Below are 19,370 nucleotides of genomic sequence, written 5' to 3'. Positions count from 1 at the left end.
CTCCACTCAGTTCAGTATTTGCCGGATGTCTGTGTAGCTGACGCTCTTGTTGCCGTTGAGCACCAGCGCAGCACCGGAGGACAGCATGGTTACAGCACTAATCGTGCCAGCTTCCAGGGATTCGCCCTTGACCTTGGTCGTTCCCTTGGTCGCTTCGAAAGTGAAGTTGTAGGTCCCCTCGGCCGCCTTGGTCCCGTCCGCCTTCGTGCCGTCCCAGTAGAAGCTGCCGATGCCGGCCGACATGGCGCCGATGTCCTGGGTCGTCACCAGATTTCCGTCGCTGTCACGGATCTTCACGGTAACGCTTTCGGCGGCACTTTCGAGGTTGAAGCCGGCAATCGCCCCTTCGCTGCCAAGTTCCATTTCGTTGCCGGCAATAAATACCGTTTTGCCGATCATTGCTGCCGCCTGCATGTTCTGGACGGCGCTATAGCTGCTCAGCAGCTTTTCCATCGTCGTGTTCAGCTTCTCGATGCCGCTGACCGTACTGATCTGCGATAGCTGCGCCGTCATCTGATTGGCATCGGTCGGATTCAGCGGGTCCTGATTCTTTAGCTGCGTCGTCAGCAGCGTCAGGAATTGGGTCTGCATGTCATCGGCGGCCGAAGTCGTCTTGGTCGTCGTCTTTTCCTGGTACAGGGGATGCGTCGTGGAAGAGGTTACGCTTTCAGTGCTCATGTCAAACTCCGGTTATTGCCCCTGGCCGATCTGCAAAGTCCGCATCATCAGACTCTTGGCGGTATTCATCACTTCCACGTTGGCCTGGTAGGAACGGGAAGCCGAAATCATGTTGGTCATTTCCTCGACGACATTGACATTCGAATAGGACACATAGCCCTTGGCGTCCGCCGCCGGATTCTTCGGGTCGTAGACCATGCGCGCCGGGGCCGCGCTTTCCACCACCTGGCGGACGCGGACGCCGGTGGATACCGAGGCGTCGCCACCCATCGGCGTCGCTTCGAAAACCACCTGCTTGGAGCGATAGGCCTTGCCGTCCGAGGTGACGATGCTGTCGGCGTTGGCGAGATTTGAAGCCACCGTGTTGAGGCGCATCGACTGCGCCGTCATGGCGCTCGAAGAAACCTGGAAGATGTTGAACAGGCTCATCCGTATTCTCCTGTTTAGCCTTGAGTGCCGCTCATCGCGGTACGCAGGCCGCTGAACTTGTCGCTGATCAACTGGGTCAGTATCTGGTACTGGATCGCGTTGTCGGCGATCTGCGCGCGCTCGACGTCCATATCGACGGTATTGCCATCGACCGCCGATTGCGCCTCGCCACGGTACTGCAGGCGCACGCTGCCGGCGCCATTGCCAGCACCGAGATGCCCGGCGGAAGTCCGCGCCAGCGGCAACGCGCCATCCGACGGCCGGCCGGCCATGGCCTGCGCCATCGCCTGGCTGAAATCGAAGTCGCGCGCCTTGTAGTTCGGCGTATCAGCGTTGGCGATGTTCGAGGCGAGCACCTGCTGGCGCTGCGCCCGCAGATCGAGCGCTTTGCTATAGACCCCAAGGTGACTTTCAAGATTGGCCATCTGCCTTATCTCCGAAGATTTGCAGCAAACAAAAGCAGATAACGTGCCAGACAACAGCTTCACCCGGACACCCGGCTGGGGCACAATGACGCAATGCCTGCATTCCTGCTCCTGACCCTGTTGCTGCTGGTGACACCACCGCTCGCTGCCAGCGAACCGCAAGCGATCCTGAAAGCGGCGGAAGACCTTGCCCGCAAACTGGCTACCGGCCAACCCGGCGAAGTTCAGGTGGTCGCCGGACCAATCGACAGCAGCCAGCTACCCGCCTGCAGCGCGCTGGAAACCAGCCCGCCGGCCACCCCGCGCAACCTCGGACGCATCCACGTCGGCGTGCGCTGCCTGGCGCCGGTCGAATGGAGCATCCTGGTCCCGGTACAGATTTCGGTGATCGCCGACTATGTCGTCACGCGCAAGGCGCTACTCGCCGGCAGAAGCATCCAGAGCGATGACCTGGCGTTCAACCGCGGCGATCTCGCCGCCCTGCCGCCTGGCACCCTGCTCAGGCCCGAGCAGGCGCTGGGCAAGACCCTGCGCAACTCGATCGGCGCCGGCCATCCGCTACGCGCCAACCAGTTGCGCTCGCCGTTGATGGTCCGCCAGGGACAGGCGGTGAGGGTCATTGCGCGAGGCAAGGGCTTCGAAGCCAAGGCCGAAGGCAAGGCCCTCAACAATGCCGCCGCTGGCGAAGTGGTGCGAGTCCGGATGAGTTCCGGCAAGACGCTCGGTGGCGTCGTACAGGAAGATGGCTCCATTCTTTTGTCGAATTAGGCTAAAGTTCAGGCCAGAGCAACCGTAATCACGAACAAGATCAAAAGCACACCGGGTTTCATCATGAAAATCGACACCTCGACCTTCAGCGCCGCTTCCGTGCGCACGGGGGGCTCGCCGGCAAAAACCGGCAACGCCAGCCGCAGCAACGAAGCAGTCAGCCTCAGCGCCGCCTCGACCGCGCCCCTGGATTCGCCGCAGGCGCCGCCGGTCAATGCCGCGAAGATTCAGGAAATCAAGCAGGCCATCGCTCAGGGACGTTTCGAGATCAATCCCGAAGCCATCGCCGACGGTCTGCTCGAAACCGCCCGCGATCTGGTCAACAGCCAGCGCAAGGCCTGATGTCCACGCTGCGCGAACTCCTGCTGCAGGAAAAGGAACTGCTTGACCGGTTCATCACCTGTTTACATGAGGAAGCCACGGCCCTCAAAGATATCCGTCCGGAAGCGCTGGACGCTATCGGCCAGTCGAAACTGGCACTGACCCAGCAACTCGACACCGTCGAAAATCGGCGCAACGCCTTGACCTCCGTCCCTGGCAGCGCCACCGGACGTGCCGCGATGCAGCAATGGCTGAGCCGCCATCCCGAGGAAGCGGCGAGCAATGCTTTATGGACCGAAGTTCTCGCCCTGGCCACCGAGGCCAAGCGGCTACACAATCTGAACGGCGAATTGATCGCCATGCACCTGAGCAAGACCAGCGAAGCCATCGAGATTCTCTCCCAGCGGCTGCGCGACAAACCGCTCTATGGCAGCGACGGGCAAAGCACCGGCAGCACCGGCTGCCGTATCGTCGACTCGGCCTGACGCCGTTTCCGCCCCACCCATACTCGCATTTATTGCAGCGGTTGCGCCGATAACTCGGTTGGGCGCTCCGGACGTTCCGAATCGATCAGGATGCTCACACGGCGGTTTCTCGCCCGCCCTTCCACGGTCGTGTTCGTTTCGACCGGCCGGGTGTCGCCGTAACCGATCGCCGTCAGCCGCTCGGCGCCAACCCCGGCATCGTTGAACAGGCGCAGCACGGTAGTTGCCCGCATCGCCGACAACTCCCAGTTGGAGGGAAACTGCGGCGTCGCGATCGGCACGTTGTCGGTATGGCCTTCGATGGTGATCGGAAAATCCGAATCCGCCAGCACTGCCGCCACCGCCTGCAAGGCGCTGATCGACGCCGGTTGCAGGTTGGCCTGACCAAGAGCGAAGAGGATGCTGTCGTTGATTTCTATGGTGACGCCGCGGCTGGTCTCGAGCAGCCTTACCTTGCCTTGCGCGACCAGTGGTTGCAAGGCACGCATGATTTCCCCCGCGACATCGCGCATCGTCTCCCGCTGCGCCACCCGGGCCGCCTCGACCTTCGCCGCCGCGACCCGGTCAGGCTTGGTCACCGGTTTCGGCGGCATCACCGGCGCCCCCTGAATCACCACCATCGGCTGTCCGCCGGGCGAACCGGTGGTGTTCTTGAAGGCGTTGACCAGCGAATCGGACAGCACCCGGTACTTGCCTTCATTGACCGAGGAAATGGCGTACATGACGACGAAGAAGGCGAACAGCAGGGTGATGAAATCGGCGTAGGAAACCAGCCAGCGTTCGTGGTTCTCCGGCTCTTCCTCGCGTTGTCGCCGCCGCGCCATCAGTGCAGATAGCCCTTCAGGCGGCTTTCGATGATGCGCGGATTGTCGCCGACGGCGATGCCGACCAGGCCATCGATCAGCATTTCGCGTACCGAAACCTGACGAGCGATGTAGTACTTGAGCTTGCCGGCGATCGGCAGATAAATCAGGTTGGCTAGGCCGACACCGTAGATGGTTGCAACGAAGGCGACGGCGATTCCGGAACCGAGCTTGGTCGGGTCGGAGAGATTTTCCATGACGTGGATCAAGCCCATCACGGCACCGAGGATGCCGATCGTCGGCGAGTAGCCGCCGGCCGATTCCCAGACCTTGGCTGCCTGCCGCCATTCCTGCTCGTAACTGTCGATATCGACTTCCAGCAAGTCACGGATTCGCTCGGGGTCGGCGCCATCAACCAGGAGCTGCAACCCCTTGCGGGTGAACTCGTCCTTGACGCCGGGCAGATGATTCTCCAGCGCCAACAGGCCTTCGCGCCGCGAAAGCTGGCTCCATTGAAGAATCTGCTCGATACTCCGCTTCTGGTCGAAGGTCGGCGGAAACCAGACCCAGCGCGCCATCTGCACGCCGCGCCTGAAAACGGGAAACGGATTCTGCAGCAACACCGCGCCCAGCGTGCCACCAAAGACGATCAACAGCGCCGTCGGCTGCACCAGCGAACCGACATGGCCGCCCTCGAGCAGTTGTCCTCCAACGATGGCCAGCAAGCCAATCGCCAGCCCGGCCAGGCTGAGCTTATCCAAGCGACTTCTCCTTGCGCCGGCGCCCGACGGCCTGCTTGACCTCGCCGACCAGTTGCCCGCGCAAGCGGGCGATCGCCTGGCTATGCAACTGGCAGACGCGGGACTCGGTGACGCCCATGACTTCGCCGATCTCGCGCAGGTTGAGATCCTGTTCGTAGTAGAGGGCCATCATCAGCTTCTCGCGTTCGGGCAGGCGGGCGATCGCCTTCACCAAATTCTCCCGGATGTCCTTGTCTTCCAGGATACCGGCCGGATCGCCATCACTATCGACGAAATGGCGCTCGAGAAAGTCGGCATCCTCTTCGTCGCCGAAATCCTCGTAATAGACGAGTTGATGGCCGCGCGCATCCTGCAGCAGTTTCTGGTATTCGCTCAACCCCATGCCCAGCGCGTCGGCCAGTTCCTGCTCGGAAGGGGCGCGACCGTGCTGGTGTTCGAGCTGGTTGATCGCCTGTTCGATGCGCCGCAGTTCGCGCCGCAGGTTACGCGGCAGCCAGTCGTTGGCACGCAGGCCATCGAGCATCGCACCGCGCACGCGCTGGGTGGCGTAGGTCTCGAACTGGGCGCCGAATCCTTCCTGGAAACGGTCGATCGCATCGAGCAGGCCGATCATGCCGTTCTGCACCAGATCCTCGAACTGCACGTTGGCCGGCAAGCGCGCCAGCAGGTGATAGGCGACACGCTTCACCAGCGGCACGAAGCGCTGAACCAACTCGTTCCGGTCTGGCTGCCCCGCGGCGGTGTACATCAGGCTCGTAAGACGTTCGGTGTTATGCGTTGGCTCAAGTGTAACAGTTGCTGAAGGAATTGTTCGACCCCGCCCTGGCCGGCATCGCCCTGCTGCCAATACTGCATGTCCGCCGCCAGATCGCGGAAGGCGTTGGCCGCCGGCGAGTCCGGCACCTGGAAGAGGACCGGCCGGCAGAGCTGGCTGGCGGTGCGCAGCGCCTCGTCGTAGGGAATGGCACCAGCATAGTCGAGCGTCGCCACGCCGCGTTGCGTCGCCACCTGGGCGATGTTCTGGTAGATCGAGCGGGCGTCGTCGAGGCTGCGCACCTTGTTGACCAGGATGCGAAAATGGCGCCGCGAGAAGGCGTGACTGACTTTCTTGATCAGTGCGTAGGCTTCGGTGATCGACGCGCTGTTGCCGGAGAGGACGACCACGGTCTCCTGCGAGACCAGGCCGAAAGGCGAGAATCCCGCCGGGTGGGCGATCGTCGCATCGACCAGGATGACATCCACCGAGCGTTCGAGGCCGGACATCGCATCGACCAGCGTCTGCTGCTGGTGCAGGGACAGCCGTCCCAGCTTGCGTACCGCCTTTGCCGCCGGCAGGATGGAAAGGCCGCTCATCGGTCGCAGCAGGACCTGCTGCAACGGCAGTTCGCGCTGCACGACGTTGAGCAGGTCGTAGGCGCCCTGCATGCCGAAGGTCGCGGCGATGTCGTCACCCGGCGCATGTTCGTCGATGATCAGCACTTCCTTGCCCAGACGGGCCAGGGCGACACCGAGATTGGCAACGGTGACGCTGCGGCCGACGCCTTCGCAACCAGCAACAAAAGTCACCACCTGCAGCCCGTGGCTGCCGAACAGACGGCGCAGGCCGGCCGCCTGGTCCACGCGAAAATCAGCCACGACGTCCTCCCACGGCCATCATGCCGGCATTGGCCATGATCAGGCCGGGTTCGACGCCGTTGTACTTGTGCGGCGAGGTTTCCGGCACGTCCTTGAAAGCCCGGTGCAGCAGGTAGCTGCGGTTGGGCAGATGGAGGTCTTCCGGCACGCGCTGGCCATTGGAGACGTAGTAGAGCGGCAGGCCGTGGCGCATGATGACGTCGAGCGGTGCCGCCAGGCTGGCTGCCTCGTCGATCTTGGTCAGGATGCAGCCCGCCAGGTTGTAGCCGGCGTAGGCGCGGATCACGTCGTCCAGGGTGTCGCCGCGCGAGGTCGACGACAGCAGCAACAGGCGCTGCACGTCGCAGCCGGCCAGCATGTCGTTCATCTCGGGAACCAGCTTGTCCTTCTGGCTCATCCCCATGGTGTCGATCAACACCATGTGCTTGTGTTGCAGTTCGATCAAGGTCTGGCGCAGTTCCAGCGCGTCCTTCACCAGATAGACGGCGACGCCGAGAATCCGGCCGTAGATGCGCAGCTGTTCGTGGGCGCCGATCCGGTAGCCATCAGTGGTCACCAGCGCGACCTTGCTTGGCCCGTGGCGCAGCACGCAACGCGCGGCAAGTTTTGCCGTGGTCGTCGTCTTGCCGACACCGGTCGGCCCGACCAGCGCATAGACGCCGCCGCGGTCGACGATGTCACCGTCGCTGCCAACGATGGTCAGCGAGCGGTCGGCCGCCCCCTTGACCCAGGCCATCGCCTGCCCGGCATCCATTTCCGGCGGCAGGTCGGTGAGCAGGTCGCGCGCCATCTGCGGCGAAAACCCGGCGTCGAGCATCTGCCGCAGGACTTCAGTCTTCACCGGCTCGGAACGGGCGGTCTCGCCCCAGGCGAAGCCGGCCAGGTGCTGCTCGACGATCTTGCGCAGCGAGCGGATTTCGTCCATCACCGCCTGCGGCACCACTTCAGCCTCCGGGCGCCTGGCTGGCGCGGCCTGCGTCTGCGCTGGTGCGACTTGCGGCTGGGGGCGTTGCGGCGGCGTGGTTGGGCGCGGCGGCACGTCCGCCTGACGTAGGGCGCCGGTACGCGGAATGCCGGCATTCACCTGTGCCGCCTGCCGTTGCTGCGGCGCTGCCGCCTGCGGCCGAGGTGCCGGCGGCGACTGCGGCTGAACCGGTGGCATCGTCCCGCTGATCCGGGCGCGGGCAGAACTGAGCATGACCCGGTAATCGTCATCGACACTCGGCGCAGCGGGCCGCTCGACCGGTGGTGGCGTGATATCGCCAGCCGGCGTCGGCACGATCATCGCCATGTCGCGCGCGGCCACCGCCATGATCTCGACCCCGCCCGGCACACCGCGGTTGGACAGGATGATGGCGTCGTTGCCAAGGGTTTCCTTGACTTTTCTCAAGGCGTCCCGCGCATTGGCGGCAATGAATTTTCTGACGTTCATGTTCTACCTCCGATGATCGAGGTCACCTTGATGATTCGATTCTCAGGAACTTCGTTGTGCGACAGCACCTTCAGTTGCGGTACGGTACGGCGCAGGAATCTGGAGAGCAGCAGGCGCAGGCTGGACGGCACCAGGAGGACGGCCGGCAGTCCCAGCCCTTCCTGACGCCCCGCGGCGGCGGCGGTTTCGCGCACCAGGGTGTCGGCGAGACCCGGCTCGAAACTGGTATTTTCCGATCCGCCGGCAACCGCCTGCGCCAGCAGGCGCTCGAGCGTCGGATCAAGCGACATGACCTGCATTTCGCCGTTGCCCGGGAACAGCTGCTGGACGATCGCACGGCCGAGGGCGATGCGCACCTGGACGATGAGGTCGTCGGCACTTTGCGTGCGCAGTGCGTGATCGGCGACGGTCTCGATGATTGTGCGCATGTCGCGGATGTGCACGCCTTCGTCGAGCAGGCCCTGCAGGATTTTCTGCAGGCTGCCCAGCGGCAGGACCTTGGGCACCAGGTCCTCGACCAGCTTGGGCATTTCCTTGGCCAGATGGTCGAGCAGTTGCTGCACTTCCTGGCGCCCGAGCAATTCGGCGGCGTGGGTCAGGATCAGGTGGTTGAGGTGGGTGGCGACGACGGTCGACGCATCGACCACGGTGTAGCCGTAAGCCTGTGCCTGGTCGCGCTGCATGATGTCGATCCACACCGCCGGCAGACCAAAGGCCGGGTCCTTGGTCGGCGTGCCGCTCAGGGTGCCGGCAACGCGCCCCGGATTGATCGCCAGGAACTGGCCGGCATAGGCTTCGGCGGCGCCGACCTCGACGCCCTTCAAAAGGATGCGGTAGGCATTCGGCTTCAATTCGAGGTTGTCGCGGATGTGCACCGGCGAGACCAGGAAGCCGACTTCCTGAGCGAACTTCTTGCGGATGCCGCGGATGCGGCGCAGCAATTCGCCATCCTGACTCTTGTCCACCAGCGGGATCAGGCGATAACCGACCTCCAGACCGAGCACGTCGAGCGGCGCAACATCGCTCCAGCTGGCTTCGATGGCTTCCGGAATCGGCGGCGGCGCCACCTTGACCGGCGTACTGACGGTCTGTTGTTGTTTGTTGGCGAGGCGCCAGGTAAACCAGGCCAGGCTGCCGGCAATGAGCAGGAAAACCAGGTTGGGCATGCCCGGAATCATGCCGAGCAGGGCGATGATGCCGGCAGTGATGCCGAGCACCTTGGGATTGCTGAAAATCTGGATGACGAACTGCTGCCCCATGTCGCGATCGTCGGAAACCCGGGTCACCACCAGACCGGCGGCGATCGAGATGATCAGCCCCGGGATCTGGGCGACCAGGCCGTCGCCGATCGCCAGCAGGGTGTAAACCCGGCTCGCTTCGGCGATCGCCATGTCGTGCTGCGCCATGCCGACGATCAGGCCGCCGACGATGTTGAGCAGCATGATGACGATGCCGGCGATGGCGTCGCCGCGGACAAATTTCGACGCACCGTCCATCGAACCGTAGAACTCGGATTCGCGGGAGATGTCGCTGCGCCGCCGCCGGGCCTCTTCTTCGCCGATCAGGCCGGCGTTGAGGTCGGCGTCGATCGCCATCTGCTTGCCCGGCATCGCATCGAGAGTGAAGCGCGCGGAAACTTCGGCGACGCGCCCGGCGCCCTTGGTGATGACGATGAAGTTGATTACCACCAGAATCATGAAAACGATGATACCGACCGCGAAGTTGCCGCCGACCAGAAAATGCCCGAAGGCCTCGATCACCTTGCCGGCCGCATCCGGACCGTTATGCCCTTCGAGCAGCACGACGCGGGTGGAGGCGACGTTGAGCGACAGGCGCAACAGCGTCGTCACCAGCAGGACGGTCGGAAAAACCGAGAAATCCAGCGTTTTCTGGGTGTTCACCGCAACCATCAGGACCAGCACGGCGATCGCGATGTTGAAGGTGAAGAAGAGATCGAGGATGAACGGCGGCAACGGCAGGACCATCATGGACAGGACCATGAGGATCAGGATCGGCGCCGCCATCTGGACGACGTTCAGCCGTCCGAGCAGGTTTTGCAGACGCATCGAACCGGCCGCCATTTACGCAGCCTCCGGCACGAGTTCGGGCGGCACCGGCAACTGCTGCGGCGGCACCGGATAGGCACCACCCGTTTCGCGCCAGCGCGCCAGTTGGTAGATGTAGGCGAGAACTTCGGCGACCGCGGCGTAAAGCCCGCCCGGAATCTCCTTGTCGAGATCACCATGCTTGTACAGGGCGCGTGCCAGCGGCGGCGCTTCCAGCGTCGGCACCGCATGCTCGGCGGCCAGTTCGCGGATCTTCAAGGCGATCACGCCGGTTCCCTTGGCCACCACTTTCGGCGCCGCCATGCCGGCCTTGTAGGCGAGGGCGACGGCGTAGTGCGTCGGGTTGGTGACGATCACGTCGGCCTGCGGCACCGCCTGCATCATCCGACGCCGCGCAGCCTGCATCTGCAGGCTGCGGATGCGCCCCTTGACCATCGGGTCGCCCATCATTTCCTTCATTTCCTGCTTGACCTCGTCCTTGGTCATCTTCAGCTTGTGGTAGTACTGCCAGAGCTGGAAGGGAACATCCGCCGCGACCACGATGAGCAGCGTGAGAACGAGCATCAGGAAGGAAAACATCAGCATGTCGCCGGCGTGCGCCAGTCCGCTTTCCAGCGGCTCGGCCAGGAGACCGAAGATCGCGTCGCGCTGCCGCGAAATCAGCAGCACGGCGACGCCACCGACCAGCGTCGCCTTGAGTACCGCCTTGCCGAGCTCCATCAGGCTGTTCCAGGAGAACATCCGACCCAGACCGCTCAGCGGATTCATGCGCTGCAGATCGGGAACCAGGGCCTTCGGCGCGAACACCCAGGCATTGAGGAAGAACGGCGGCAGGATCGCCGCCACCAGCAGCAGGCCGAATAGCGGCGAGAAAACGAAGAAGGTGTCGGCAAACAATTCGACCATCCGCGGGACGATCATCGCCGGCTCGAGAAGGTGGTGAATTTCCGGGGTAAAGGCCTTGCGCCCCAAAGCCAGACTGCGGTCGAGAAACCAGCCACCCATCATCCAAAGCGTCATGGCGGCAACGATGAGCACGGTGAAAGTACCGAGCTCGCGCGAATGGGGAATCTGCCCTTTTTCGCGCGCCTGCTCGATACGCCTACCGGTTGGCTCTTCAGTTTTCTCGAGATCGCTGTCTTCAGCCATGACCATTATCTGTACAGGGTATGGCTATTATAGAAAAAAACCAAAGAAATTAAATAGGTAGCGCGTCTTTTTTAATCAGTTTCGAGGTAAACGGCGCAAGCCAATGACAAATAGCAAAACCCGAAAAAAGGGAGGAGGCCTCAGCCTCCTCCCTAACTCGTTGACCGGCAAGGAAATCGTCGTTCAGGAGAATTCGAAATTGCGGATCGCCGTTCCCATTTCAGCGTGCTGGCCGTAATCGGCAAGCAACTCCTTCATGTCGAGGATGAGCACGATCTGTCCGTTCGACAGCGTGGTCACGCCCGCCACCCCCTTCGGCCGGAAATCTTCCAGCGACTTGATGACGGCATCGTCGCGACCGGCGAAGCTGTCCACCCCGAGGATGAAGCTACGTTCCGCGGTCTGCATGAAGACCCCGTATTCAGGTGGTCTGACGATTTCCCAGCCGAGCAGCTTGGCCAGCGAAATCACCGGCAGCACTTCGCCGCGTACCACCAGGGTTTCCTTGCCGCCGACTTCCTGGATGCGCTGTTGATCGATCGGCAGGATTTCCCGAACCAGCGACAGCGGCAGGGCGAACGGCTGATCGCCGAGCAGCACCAGCAGGACCGGCAGGATGGCCAGGGTCAGCGGCAGGGAGATCAGGAAGACCGAGCCCTTGCCCGGTTCCGAGCGAATCTCGACCGAACCGTTGAGCTTCTGGATGTTGGTCTTGACGACGTCCATGCCGACGCCGCGTCCGGAGACGTCGGAAATCTGCGTCTTGGTCGAGAAGCCCGGCAGGAAGATCAGGTTCAGGCTCTGCCGCTCGTCGAGGGTATTGGCCTCTTCTTCCGAAATCAAACCCTTGTCCACCGCCTTGGCACGAATGCGCTCGGCGCTCATGCCACGACCGTCGTCGGCGATGATCAGGACAATGTGATCGCCCTCCTGGCGCGCTTCCAGGCGAACCAGGCTCTTCGCCGGCTTGCCGGCGGCCGAGCGCTCTTCGGGCATTTCGACGCCGTGGTCGACCGCATTGCGGATCAGGTGGATCAGGGGATCGGCCAGATCCTCGATCATCGTCTTGTCGACTTCGGTTTCCTCGCCGGCCAGCACCAGTTCGACATCCTTGCCGAGCTGCCGGGCCAGGTCGCGGGCAATCCGCGGATACTTCTGGAACAAGCGGCCGATCGGCTGCATCCGGGTCTTCATCACCGAGTTCTGCAGATCGGAAACCAGCAGATCGAGCTGGCTGACCGCCTGATCGAGCGCATGCAGGGTCTCGGAATCGTTCTTGCCGGCCAGGATGTCGGCGCGCAGGCTGGTCAGGCGGTTCTTGGTGAGGCCGATTTCGCCGGACAGGTTGAGTACCTGATCGAGACGCGAGGTATCGACCCGGATCGTGTTCTCCCGGCCGCGCTCTTCCGCCCGTCGCGAGCTCGCGCCCGCAGCCGACGGACGATCGCTAGCCCGCCGCCCGAACGGCGACGGCGCCGCCGCCTTGGCCGATTTGGCACCAACCGGGGCCGACTCGGCACGCGTGATCAGTTCGCCTTCAGCGGCCTGCGCCACCTGGGCAGTCTCGCCGGTTACCGCCGCCTGCAACGCCGCCCAGTCGGGCTCGCCGGCTGCGGCCGGGGCTGCGGCCGCCGCGACCGACGGCTTGGCGGCCACCGGCTGGACAACCGGCTCGGCTGCTGGCATCTCGCCATTGAGCGCCCCCTGCAGGGCGGCAATCACCCGCCCATCGGCAGGCTGCGGCTGCACCCCTTGTCCAAGTTCGCCGAACATTTCGCGCACACCGCGCGTGGCGTCCATGATCACGTCCATCAGTTCGGCGGTCAGTTCCAGCTCGCCATTACGCAAACGGTCGAACAGATTTTCAGTGAGGTGACACAAGGTCACCAGCTCGGTTGCATTAAGGAAACCGGCACCGCCCTTGACCGTGTGGAAACCACGGAAGATATCGTTCAACAGGCCTTTGTCGTCGGGCGTCTTTTCCAGATCGACCAGCTTGTTATCGACATCGGAGAGCAGATCGTGGGCTTCCTGCAGAAAATCCTGCAGCAGATCTTCCATGCCAGAAAAGTCGCTCATCTCAGTTCCTCCTCAGAACCCTAGACTGTCGAGCAGATCGTCCACCTGCTCCTGATTGACGACGACGTCGGAGCGCCCCTCGGCATTGACCACAGGACCGTTCATCAAGCTGGTCACTTCGTCGGTCTTGCGGGCATCGGGCAAGACCTCGATAAGCAGCCCCATCAGGCCGCTCTCGAGTTCCTGCGCCAGAGTGACGATCTTCTTGATCACCTGCCCGGTCAGATCCTGGAAGTCCTGAGCCATCATGATTTCGGTCAGCTGGGCATGCGTTGCCCGTGCTTTTTCCGGTAATTGCTGCTTCAGGAACTCCCGGGTCTCGATCGCCAGTTGCCGGAACTCCGCCGGACTGGTCTGGTTGGCGAATACCTTGTCCCAGGCCTGACCAAGGCTCTGCGAGCGGCTTTCCATATCATCGACCAGCGGACCAGCAATGTCGGTCGCGTTGAGAACGCGGCACGCCGCCTGTTCGGTCAGGTTGGCCACATAAGCCAAGCGGTCCTTGGCGTCCGGTATTGCGGCAACGGTTTTCTCCAGCAGCTTGTCGTAACCGAGCTGCCCCAGCGTGTCGTGCAACACGCGCGCCATCTGGCCAATCCGGTTGAACACGGCTTCCTGTTGCGGCCATTGCCCACCCGAGTCGTCGGCGGCCTTGTCCGGCTGGCTGGCCGAACTCTGCGCCGCAACGCTGTCGAACAGCGCCTGCAGCTCGTCGTTATCGCCGTCCACTGCGACCTTTGGTGTGGCGGGCGGCGGCACTGGCGCCGCTGGCGCGGTGGCGTAATCCGCTGCGATCGAATCGAACAGCGCTTCGAGGTCGGCGGAATCGTTACTGGCTGACATGCTATTCCCCTTAACCCTGGCCGAGTTTTTCGAAAATCTTGGTCAACTTCTCGGACAGGGTGCCCGCCGTGAACGGCTTGACGATATAGCCGCTGGCCCCCGCCTGCGCCGCCGCGATGATGTTTTCCTTCTTGGCCTCGGCAGTGATCATCAGCACCGGCAAGTGTTTCAGGTGCGGCGTCGCCCGGATCGTCTGCAACAGCGTCAGGCCATCCATGTTCGGCATGTTCCAGTCAGTGACGACGAACTCGAAACCGCCGCCTTGCAGCTTCTGCAAGGCGATGGCCCCGTCTTCCGCTTCATCGACGTTGGTAAAGCCCAACTCCTTCAGCAGGTTGCGAACAATGCGGCGCATGGTCGAAAAATCGTCCACCACCAGAAATCGCGTTTTGGGATCAGCAGCCATGCAAAACTCCAGTATTCATTCCGTTATCGCTCGATCAACGGGCGCAGCGTGTCCGCCAGCGCCTCTGCGTCAAACTTCGCCACATAGGCATCGACTCCGACCGCCTTGCCCATCGCCCGATTGGCCTCCGACGACAGCGACGAGTGCATCACTACCGGCACGCCTTCGAAACGCGGATCGGCCTTGATGTTCTTGGTCAGCACGTAGCCATCCATCTCCGGCATCTCGGCATCGACCAGGATGAGGCGAATCTCGTCGCGCAGGACGCTGCCGATCTGCTGCGCGTGGGCAGCGATGGCCTGCAGGCGGGTCCAGGCTTCCATGCCGTTGGTCGCGTGCTTGTGCCGGACGCCGAGCTTGTCCAGCACTTCCGAGATTTTCCGCCGGGCGACGATCGAATCGTCGACGAAAAACACGCTGGTATCCGGATCGACCTGCGCCGGCAGGATATCGACAACCAGGGCCTCGCCGAAGGCATTGGCCAGGATCTGCTCGACATCGAGGATCGACACCAGACCGCCACCTTCGAGTTCGATGACCGCGGTGATCAGACCGTGGTTGGCGCTCAGCACACTTTCCGGCGCCTTCACCCGGTCCCAGTCGACGCGGATGATGCGATCGACTTCATGGACCAGGAAACCGAGGGTCCGTTTGGAATATTCGGCAACCATCATGGTCTTGCCCAGCCCTGGCGGGACGCCTTCCAACTGCAGGAAAGGCGCCAGCGAGAGCACGGGAATGACGTTGCCGCGCAGGGAAATCAGCCCTTCGACGCCACGCGGCATGTTCGGGGTCTTGGTGATGTGCGGCGTGCGCCCGACTTCCCTGACCTTGAACACGTTGATGCCGAAGATTTCCCGGGTCCCCAGGGAAAACAGCAGGATTTCCATCTTGTTCGAGCCCGCCAGGCGCGTACGCGCGTCGACGCTATCGAGCAAGTTCTTGTTTTCGACCAGATTCATTATCGTCTCCCGGCGGCTCAACGCGTGGCAATCGCCCCGGCTTCGCCTTCGCTCTCGCCCTTCAGACGGCGGGCTAGGGTTTCCGACAGGCGCTGCGGTTCGAACTTGGGCACATATTCATCGACCCCGACCGATTGGCCGAGCTTCTGATTGGACATCCCGGACAAGGAGGAGTGCATGATGACCGGGATATTGGCGAAACGCGGATCGGACTTGATCTTCTTGGTCAGGATGTAGCCGTCCATTTCCGGCATTTCGATGTCGGTCAGCACCAGGCTGATCAGCGACGACGCCGGCTTGCCGACCGACTTGGCGTAGCCTGCCACCTTCTCCATTTCATCCCACATCTGCCGGCCATTGAGCGCCCCCAGTCCGCGCACGCCCATCGCTTCCAGGGTGCGCTCGATCTGCTTGCGGGCGACACTGGAATCGTCGCAGTAGAAAACCGTCGCATCCGGACGGTCGACCGGAACAACGCTACGGAACATGATTTCGTTGTCGATGCTGGTGGTTTCCGCCAGCACCTTTTCGACGTCCATCATCATCACCAGGCGGTTGTCCTCGAGTTCGGTCACCGCGGTGACCAGACCGCCGGTCTGCGCCGTCAGCATTTCCGGCGGCACGCGCATCTTGCTCCAGTCGAGACGAAGGATGGTGTCGACCCCCTCGACCAGAAAACCCTGGGTGTGCCCGTTGTACTCGGTGACGATCATGATTTCGCGCGGCGTATCGGCGGAAATCCCGGTGTACTTGGCCAGATCGATCACCGGCACCAGCGCGCCGCGCAGGCTCACCATCCCCTCCACCGAAGGCGGCATGTCCGGTGCAGCCGTGATGGCGGGCGTACGCATCACCTCACGCACCTTGAAAACGTTGATGCCATATGTTTCGCGACGCCCGGTCCGCTGGTCGACCCCGAGGAAGAACAACAGGATTTCAAGCTTGTTGGTTCCCGCCAGCTTGGTTCGCGCATCAATATTTTTCAGTAGTTCCGACATTCTTTTCCCCTCGCCCGGGACGGTGCCCAGGTTCCGTATCGGGCAAAACTACCATGCAACTGGCCGTTCAGCCAACCTCGACGCCCGCAGTGGCGAAGACCGCCCCGGACGGACCACATGACCGATGAATCAAACAATGCGAAACAGTTTGCTGAAGTTGGCAATTTCCAGAACCTGCCTGACGCTTCCCTGCACCCCGGACAACACGACATCCTTGCCGCAACCGCCCATCTTGTCGCGCAGCATCAGCAGCATGCCGAGAGCGGAACTGTCCAGATAATCGACACCCGAAAAATCCACGGTCACCGCCCGCACCGCATCGTCGCTGACCAAGGGCTCATACGCGGCGCGGAAATCCCGGTGGGTGTTGAAATCAAAACGACCGGCCAGCGCAATCGTTGCCATCCCCGCATCCTGCCTGATAGTTGCCTGCATCATGATTCCTAAAAATATCAAAAACAACACAAGTTTAATACTTCCGGCGATTCTAGCAAGCCCTTTATGGATCTCACCGCACCGCAGCCATCACCTTGCGCGCCATCTCTTCCAGCGGCCACTGCTCTTCCACTGCACCAATCAGGAAAGCCTCCCGCGGCATGCCGTAGACAACGCAACTCACCTCGTCCTGGCCGAAGGTCCTGGCCCCGGCCTGACGCATGCGCAGCATGCCCAGAGCACCATCCTTGCCCATGCCGGTGAGGATGACCCCCACCGCCTGCCGGCCAACCACTTCGGCGGCGGAATCGAACAGCACATCCACCGACGGGCGATGCCGGTTAACCGGCTCGGCCCCCGACAGCTCGGTCAGCAGATTGCCGCCGCTACGCCGGATACGCAGATGGGAATGCCCCGGCGCAATATACACTGTGCCCGCCTCGACCCTTTCGTTGCCTTGCGCCTCGATCACGCGCGGCGCGCAAAGACCGTCCAGACGGCGGGCAAAGGAAGTGGTGAAAGACTCCGGCATGTGTTGCACGATCAGGATCGGCGGACAGTTTTCCGGAATGCCGAGGAGGAACTCCTTGATTGCTTCGGTCCCGCCCGTTGACGCACCGAGAAAGATGATCTTTCCGTTGCTGCTCGAATACGGGGAAGCGCCGTTCGTAGCCTTGGCCGCCGTCATCGCACGAGAGCTCCTGGCAATGCCGGCGCTGGCGGCGGGCGCAGGAGCGCCGCGCAGACGCGCGCTTTTCGCTGTCCGGATCTTTTCTGCCAGTTCTTCCGCATAAGCCTCCATCGAATTGGGAAAGTCCGAGCGCGGCTTGCCGATGAAATCGACGGCGCCCAGTTCCAGCGCACGCAGCGTCGTTTCCGATGTCTCGCCGGTATAAGAGGAAACCATCACCACCGGCATCGGCCGCAAGCGCATCAGGCGTTCGAGGAATGCCAGGCCATCCATGCCCGGCATGTGAACATCGAGGGTCAACACATCGGGCGCCAGAGTCTTGATCAACTCGCGCGCGCTCGACGCATCGGGCGCCGCGCCGACCACCTCGAGATCGGCAAAACCGTTGATCATGGTGGTCAGCAGCGAGCGCATCAACGCCGAGTCGTCCACGATCAGGACACGCGTCTTTTTCATTTGCCGCCACCATCGTACTGATCAAACATCAGATAAAAAGCTCCACATCGCCGCCCATGCTTGCGCCAGACAGTCTCTCCTTGTAATCCCGCTCACGACTGAACAGGGTTTCGTTGTGGACGCGATGCAACTTCTTCACCAACACGCGCCCTGTCTGTGAAAAGTAATATACCTTGCGCGGGTAGGAATCCAGCAAGTCCTTGGCGACGACGGGAATTTTTTCGGTCTTCAGGTAATTGAGCACAAATTCCGCGTTGCGCACCCCGACATTGCTGCTCGAAAGGCTGGACATCACCGCCCCTCCGCCGAAGACCTTGGCCTCCAGCCGACTTTTGCGCGCGCCCATCTTCAGCAGGTGGTTGATCAGGACTTCCATGGCATACGAGCCATAACGCGCCGAAGTGCCGACCGTTTCGGAGCGCCCTCCGTCGTCGGGCAGCATGAAATGGTTCATGCCGCCAATACCGGCATCAATATCGCGAATGCAGGCGGCGACGCAGGACCCCAGCACGGTGACGAGCAGCATTCCCTGATCCGAGACGAAGTACTCGCCCGGCAGTATCTTGGCGGCTTCGCTGGAAAAATGCCGGTCGAAATAGCGATTGGCCGCCAGGTTTTCGTTATAGGCGTGATTCACGCGCGTCCCTGGCGAGCCCCGGCAAGGACATAAACCGTCTTGCCTTGCGAACGGAAAAGATCGGCGGCGTGCAGGAAGCTCTCGGAATGCCCGGCAAACAGCAGGCCATCGGGCTGCATCAACGGTGCGAAGCGGGAAAGGATCTGGTACTGCGTCGGCTTATCGAAATAAATCATGACGTTGCGGCAGAACAGGATGTCGAGCGGCCCCTTCACCGGATAGCTGGCGTCGAGCAGGTTGATGCGCCGGAATTCGATCATCCGCTTCAACTCCGGGCGCACGGCGGCAAAGCCCTCCTGGCCGCCGGTGCCGCGCAGGAAAAAGCGGCGCAGACGCTCCGGCGACATCTTTTCCAGCCGGTCCATCGCGTAGACGCCTTTCTGGGCCGTCGCCAGCACGTTGGTATCGAGATCGGAAGCAATGATGCTGACATGCGAGGCATCGGCGCCGCAGGTTTCGGCGACTGTCATCGCGATCGAATAGGGCTCCTCGCCGGTCGACGCTGCTGAACACCAGATCCGCACCGGTCGCCGGTTGCCGATCTGACGCAGATGTTCGGCGAGGATGGGGAAGTGGTGCGGCTCGCGGAAGAAGGAGGTCAGGTTGGTGGTCAGCGAGTTGACGAAACGCTCCCATTCGTCGCCGCCATGGCGCTCCAGGCTGTCCAGGTACTCGGTGAAGGAATGCTTGTTGAGCGCCCGCAAACGGCGTGCCAGCCGCGAATAGACCATGTCCTTCTTGACTGGCGACAGGGAAATCCCCGCATGCTGGTAGATCAGTTTGCGCACGCGCTCGAAATCGGCGTCGGAAAACTGGAATTCGCGCACCCCGGTGTCTTTGGGCAGAACCCGGTTGAGGTCGTTACGCAAGCTACCCAAGGACGGCAGCGGACGCTTTGGCTCTATGGTCAT

The 19,370-nt window shown here is 62.3% G+C and carries 22 protein-coding genes; 3 read left to right on the top strand and 19 right to left on the bottom strand.

Features of this window, described 5'->3' with window-relative positions; all coding sequences use genetic code 11:
• Positions 1-6 precede the first annotated feature (6 nt).
• From ACLIIZ_RS06155 to flgB, 3 genes are read right to left on the bottom strand one after another with little or no spacing between them, the layout of a single operon-like run.
• Positions 7-678, bottom strand: coding sequence for a flagellar hook assembly protein FlgD (locus ACLIIZ_RS06155; protein ID WP_416691241.1), 672 nt, complete (start codon positions 676-678; stop codon positions 7-9).
• A gap of 12 nt (positions 679-690) precedes the next feature.
• Positions 691-1,107 (bottom strand): flagellar basal body rod protein FlgC, encoded by a 417-nt coding sequence (gene flgC, locus ACLIIZ_RS06150; protein ID WP_416691240.1) that lies wholly within the window; start codon positions 1,105-1,107, stop codon positions 691-693.
• 14 nt (positions 1,108-1,121) lie between these two features.
• Entirely contained in the window at positions 1,122-1,532 is a 411-nt protein-coding gene (flgB, locus tag ACLIIZ_RS06145; protein WP_416691239.1) for a flagellar basal body rod protein FlgB, read from the bottom strand.
• Between the two features lie 93 nt (positions 1,533-1,625).
• Between flgB and flgA the strand changes: the two genes are divergently transcribed.
• From flgA to ACLIIZ_RS06130, 3 genes are all read left to right on the top strand, one after another.
• On the top strand, positions 1,626-2,300 hold the full coding sequence (gene flgA, locus ACLIIZ_RS06140) for a flagellar basal body P-ring formation chaperone FlgA (protein WP_416691238.1): 675 nt from the start codon (positions 1,626-1,628) through the stop codon (positions 2,298-2,300).
• 63 nt (positions 2,301-2,363) lie between these two features.
• Positions 2,364-2,642 carry a flagellar biosynthesis anti-sigma factor FlgM gene (gene flgM / locus ACLIIZ_RS06135; protein WP_416691237.1) on the top strand — a complete coding sequence of 93 codons (279 nt, stop codon included), beginning with the start codon at positions 2,364-2,366 and terminating at the stop codon, positions 2,640-2,642.
• Positions 2,642-3,106 carry a flagella synthesis protein FlgN gene (locus ACLIIZ_RS06130; RefSeq protein ID WP_416691236.1) on the top strand — a complete coding sequence of 155 codons (465 nt, stop codon included), beginning with the start codon at positions 2,642-2,644 and terminating at the stop codon, positions 3,104-3,106. Before flgM ends, ACLIIZ_RS06130 begins: the two co-directional genes overlap by 1 nt.
• A gap of 29 nt (positions 3,107-3,135) precedes the next feature.
• Here the strand turns inward: ACLIIZ_RS06130 and motD are convergent, their stop codons facing one another.
• From motD to ACLIIZ_RS06050, 16 genes are all read right to left on the bottom strand, one after another.
• Positions 3,136-3,930 carry a flagellar motor protein MotD gene (motD, locus tag ACLIIZ_RS06125; protein ID WP_416691235.1) on the bottom strand — a complete coding sequence of 265 codons (795 nt, stop codon included), beginning with the start codon at positions 3,928-3,930 and terminating at the stop codon, positions 3,136-3,138.
• Entirely contained in the window at positions 3,930-4,670 is a 741-nt protein-coding gene (locus ACLIIZ_RS06120) for a flagellar motor protein (protein WP_416691234.1), read from the bottom strand. The genes motD and ACLIIZ_RS06120 overlap by 1 nt, the downstream gene beginning before the upstream one ends.
• Positions 4,663-5,418: an RNA polymerase sigma factor FliA gene (locus ACLIIZ_RS06115; RefSeq protein WP_416691233.1), complete on the bottom strand. Its 756-nt coding sequence runs from the start codon at positions 5,416-5,418 to the stop codon at positions 4,663-4,665. Before ACLIIZ_RS06115 ends, ACLIIZ_RS06120 begins: the two co-directional genes overlap by 8 nt.
• Positions 5,418-6,305, bottom strand: a complete 888-nt coding sequence (locus ACLIIZ_RS06110) for a MinD/ParA family ATP-binding protein (protein ID WP_416691232.1) — start codon at positions 6,303-6,305, stop codon at positions 5,418-5,420. Before ACLIIZ_RS06110 ends, ACLIIZ_RS06115 begins: the two co-directional genes overlap by 1 nt.
• Positions 6,298-7,737, bottom strand: coding sequence for a flagellar biosynthesis protein FlhF (gene flhF / locus ACLIIZ_RS06105; RefSeq protein ID WP_416691231.1), 1,440 nt, complete (start codon positions 7,735-7,737; stop codon positions 6,298-6,300). Before flhF ends, ACLIIZ_RS06110 begins: the two co-directional genes overlap by 8 nt.
• Positions 7,734-9,818 (bottom strand): flagellar biosynthesis protein FlhA, encoded by a 2,085-nt coding sequence (gene flhA, locus ACLIIZ_RS06100; RefSeq protein ID WP_416691230.1) that lies wholly within the window; start codon positions 9,816-9,818, stop codon positions 7,734-7,736. Before flhA ends, flhF begins: the two co-directional genes overlap by 4 nt.
• A complete protein-coding gene (gene flhB / locus ACLIIZ_RS06095) occupies positions 9,819-10,952 on the bottom strand; it encodes a flagellar biosynthesis protein FlhB (RefSeq protein WP_416691229.1) in 1,134 nt (377 codons plus the stop codon). It abuts the gene before it with no gap.
• Positions 10,953-11,135: 183 nt separating this feature from the next.
• Positions 11,136-13,031, bottom strand: a complete 1,896-nt coding sequence (locus ACLIIZ_RS06090; RefSeq protein WP_416691228.1) for a chemotaxis protein CheA — start codon at positions 13,029-13,031, stop codon at positions 11,136-11,138.
• 12 nt (positions 13,032-13,043) lie between these two features.
• A complete protein-coding gene (cheZ, locus tag ACLIIZ_RS06085) occupies positions 13,044-13,874 on the bottom strand; it encodes a protein phosphatase CheZ (protein ID WP_416691227.1) in 831 nt (276 codons plus the stop codon).
• Positions 13,875-13,884: 10 nt separating this feature from the next.
• Positions 13,885-14,280: a chemotaxis response regulator CheY gene (gene cheY, locus ACLIIZ_RS06080; RefSeq protein WP_416691226.1), complete on the bottom strand. Its 396-nt coding sequence runs from the start codon at positions 14,278-14,280 to the stop codon at positions 13,885-13,887.
• A gap of 23 nt (positions 14,281-14,303) precedes the next feature.
• A complete protein-coding gene (locus ACLIIZ_RS06075; protein WP_416691225.1) occupies positions 14,304-15,242 on the bottom strand; it encodes a chemotaxis protein in 939 nt (312 codons plus the stop codon).
• A gap of 17 nt (positions 15,243-15,259) precedes the next feature.
• A complete protein-coding gene (locus ACLIIZ_RS06070) occupies positions 15,260-16,240 on the bottom strand; it encodes a chemotaxis protein (protein ID WP_416691224.1) in 981 nt (326 codons plus the stop codon).
• 129 nt (positions 16,241-16,369) lie between these two features.
• Positions 16,370-16,678, bottom strand: coding sequence for an STAS domain-containing protein (locus ACLIIZ_RS06065; RefSeq protein WP_416691223.1), 309 nt, complete (start codon positions 16,676-16,678; stop codon positions 16,370-16,372).
• A gap of 70 nt (positions 16,679-16,748) precedes the next feature.
• The gene (locus tag ACLIIZ_RS06060; RefSeq protein ID WP_416691222.1) at positions 16,749-17,822 is read right to left on the bottom strand and encodes a protein-glutamate methylesterase/protein-glutamine glutaminase; all 1,074 of its coding nucleotides are present in this window, start codon (positions 17,820-17,822) and stop codon (positions 16,749-16,751) included.
• 28 nt (positions 17,823-17,850) lie between these two features.
• Positions 17,851-18,459, bottom strand: coding sequence for a chemoreceptor glutamine deamidase CheD (gene cheD / locus ACLIIZ_RS06055; protein ID WP_416691221.1), 609 nt, complete (start codon positions 18,457-18,459; stop codon positions 17,851-17,853).
• Positions 18,456-19,370 (bottom strand): CheR family methyltransferase, encoded by a 915-nt coding sequence (locus tag ACLIIZ_RS06050; RefSeq protein ID WP_416691220.1) that lies wholly within the window; start codon positions 19,368-19,370, stop codon positions 18,456-18,458. Before ACLIIZ_RS06050 ends, cheD begins: the two co-directional genes overlap by 4 nt.

This window comes from Azonexus caeni, assembly GCF_048146105.1.
Taxonomy (GTDB): Bacteria; Pseudomonadota; Gammaproteobacteria; order Burkholderiales; family Rhodocyclaceae; genus Azonexus; species Azonexus aromaticus_B.
This window is presented reverse-complemented; position numbering and strand designations above follow the sequence as displayed.

Bases quoted from the DNA above. Each gene is read 5' to 3' on its own strand.
- ACLIIZ_RS06155 (WP_416691241.1), bottom strand. From the start codon at position 678: ATGAGCACTGAAAGCGTAACCTCTTCCACGACGCATCCCCTGTACCAG.
- flgC (WP_416691240.1), bottom strand. From the start codon at position 1,107: ATGAGCCTGTTCAACATCTTCCAGGTTTCTTCGAGCGCCATGACGGCG.
- flgB (WP_416691239.1), bottom strand. From the start codon at position 1,532: ATGGCCAATCTTGAAAGTCACCTTGGGGTCTATAGCAAAGCGCTCGAT.
- flgA (WP_416691238.1), top strand. From the start codon at position 1,626: ATGCCTGCATTCCTGCTCCTGACCCTGTTGCTGCTGGTGACACCACCG.
- flgM (WP_416691237.1), top strand. From the start codon at position 2,364: ATGAAAATCGACACCTCGACCTTCAGCGCCGCTTCCGTGCGCACGGGG.
- ACLIIZ_RS06130 (WP_416691236.1), top strand. From the start codon at position 2,642: ATGTCCACGCTGCGCGAACTCCTGCTGCAGGAAAAGGAACTGCTTGAC.
- motD (WP_416691235.1), bottom strand. From the start codon at position 3,930: ATGGCGCGGCGGCGACAACGCGAGGAAGAGCCGGAGAACCACGAACGC.
- ACLIIZ_RS06115 (WP_416691233.1), bottom strand. From the start codon at position 5,418: ATGTACACCGCCGCGGGGCAGCCAGACCGGAACGAGTTGGTTCAGCGC.
- flhF (WP_416691231.1), bottom strand. From the start codon at position 7,737: ATGAACGTCAGAAAATTCATTGCCGCCAATGCGCGGGACGCCTTGAGA.
- flhA (WP_416691230.1), bottom strand. From the start codon at position 9,818: ATGGCGGCCGGTTCGATGCGTCTGCAAAACCTGCTCGGACGGCTGAAC.
- flhB (WP_416691229.1), bottom strand. From the start codon at position 10,952: ATGGCTGAAGACAGCGATCTCGAGAAAACTGAAGAGCCAACCGGTAGG.
- ACLIIZ_RS06090 (WP_416691228.1), bottom strand. From the start codon at position 13,031: ATGAGCGACTTTTCTGGCATGGAAGATCTGCTGCAGGATTTTCTGCAG.
- cheZ (WP_416691227.1), bottom strand. From the start codon at position 13,874: ATGTCAGCCAGTAACGATTCCGCCGACCTCGAAGCGCTGTTCGATTCG.
- cheY (WP_416691226.1), bottom strand. From the start codon at position 14,280: ATGGCTGCTGATCCCAAAACGCGATTTCTGGTGGTGGACGATTTTTCG.
- ACLIIZ_RS06075 (WP_416691225.1), bottom strand. From the start codon at position 15,242: ATGAATCTGGTCGAAAACAAGAACTTGCTCGATAGCGTCGACGCGCGT.
- ACLIIZ_RS06070 (WP_416691224.1), bottom strand. From the start codon at position 16,240: ATGTCGGAACTACTGAAAAATATTGATGCGCGAACCAAGCTGGCGGGA.
- ACLIIZ_RS06065 (WP_416691223.1), bottom strand. From the start codon at position 16,678: ATGATGCAGGCAACTATCAGGCAGGATGCGGGGATGGCAACGATTGCG.
- ACLIIZ_RS06060 (WP_416691222.1), bottom strand. From the start codon at position 17,822: ATGAAAAAGACGCGTGTCCTGATCGTGGACGACTCGGCGTTGATGCGC.
- ACLIIZ_RS06050 (WP_416691220.1), bottom strand. From the start codon at position 19,370: ATGACCATAGAGCCAAAGCGTCCGCTGCCGTCCTTGGGTAGCTTGCGT.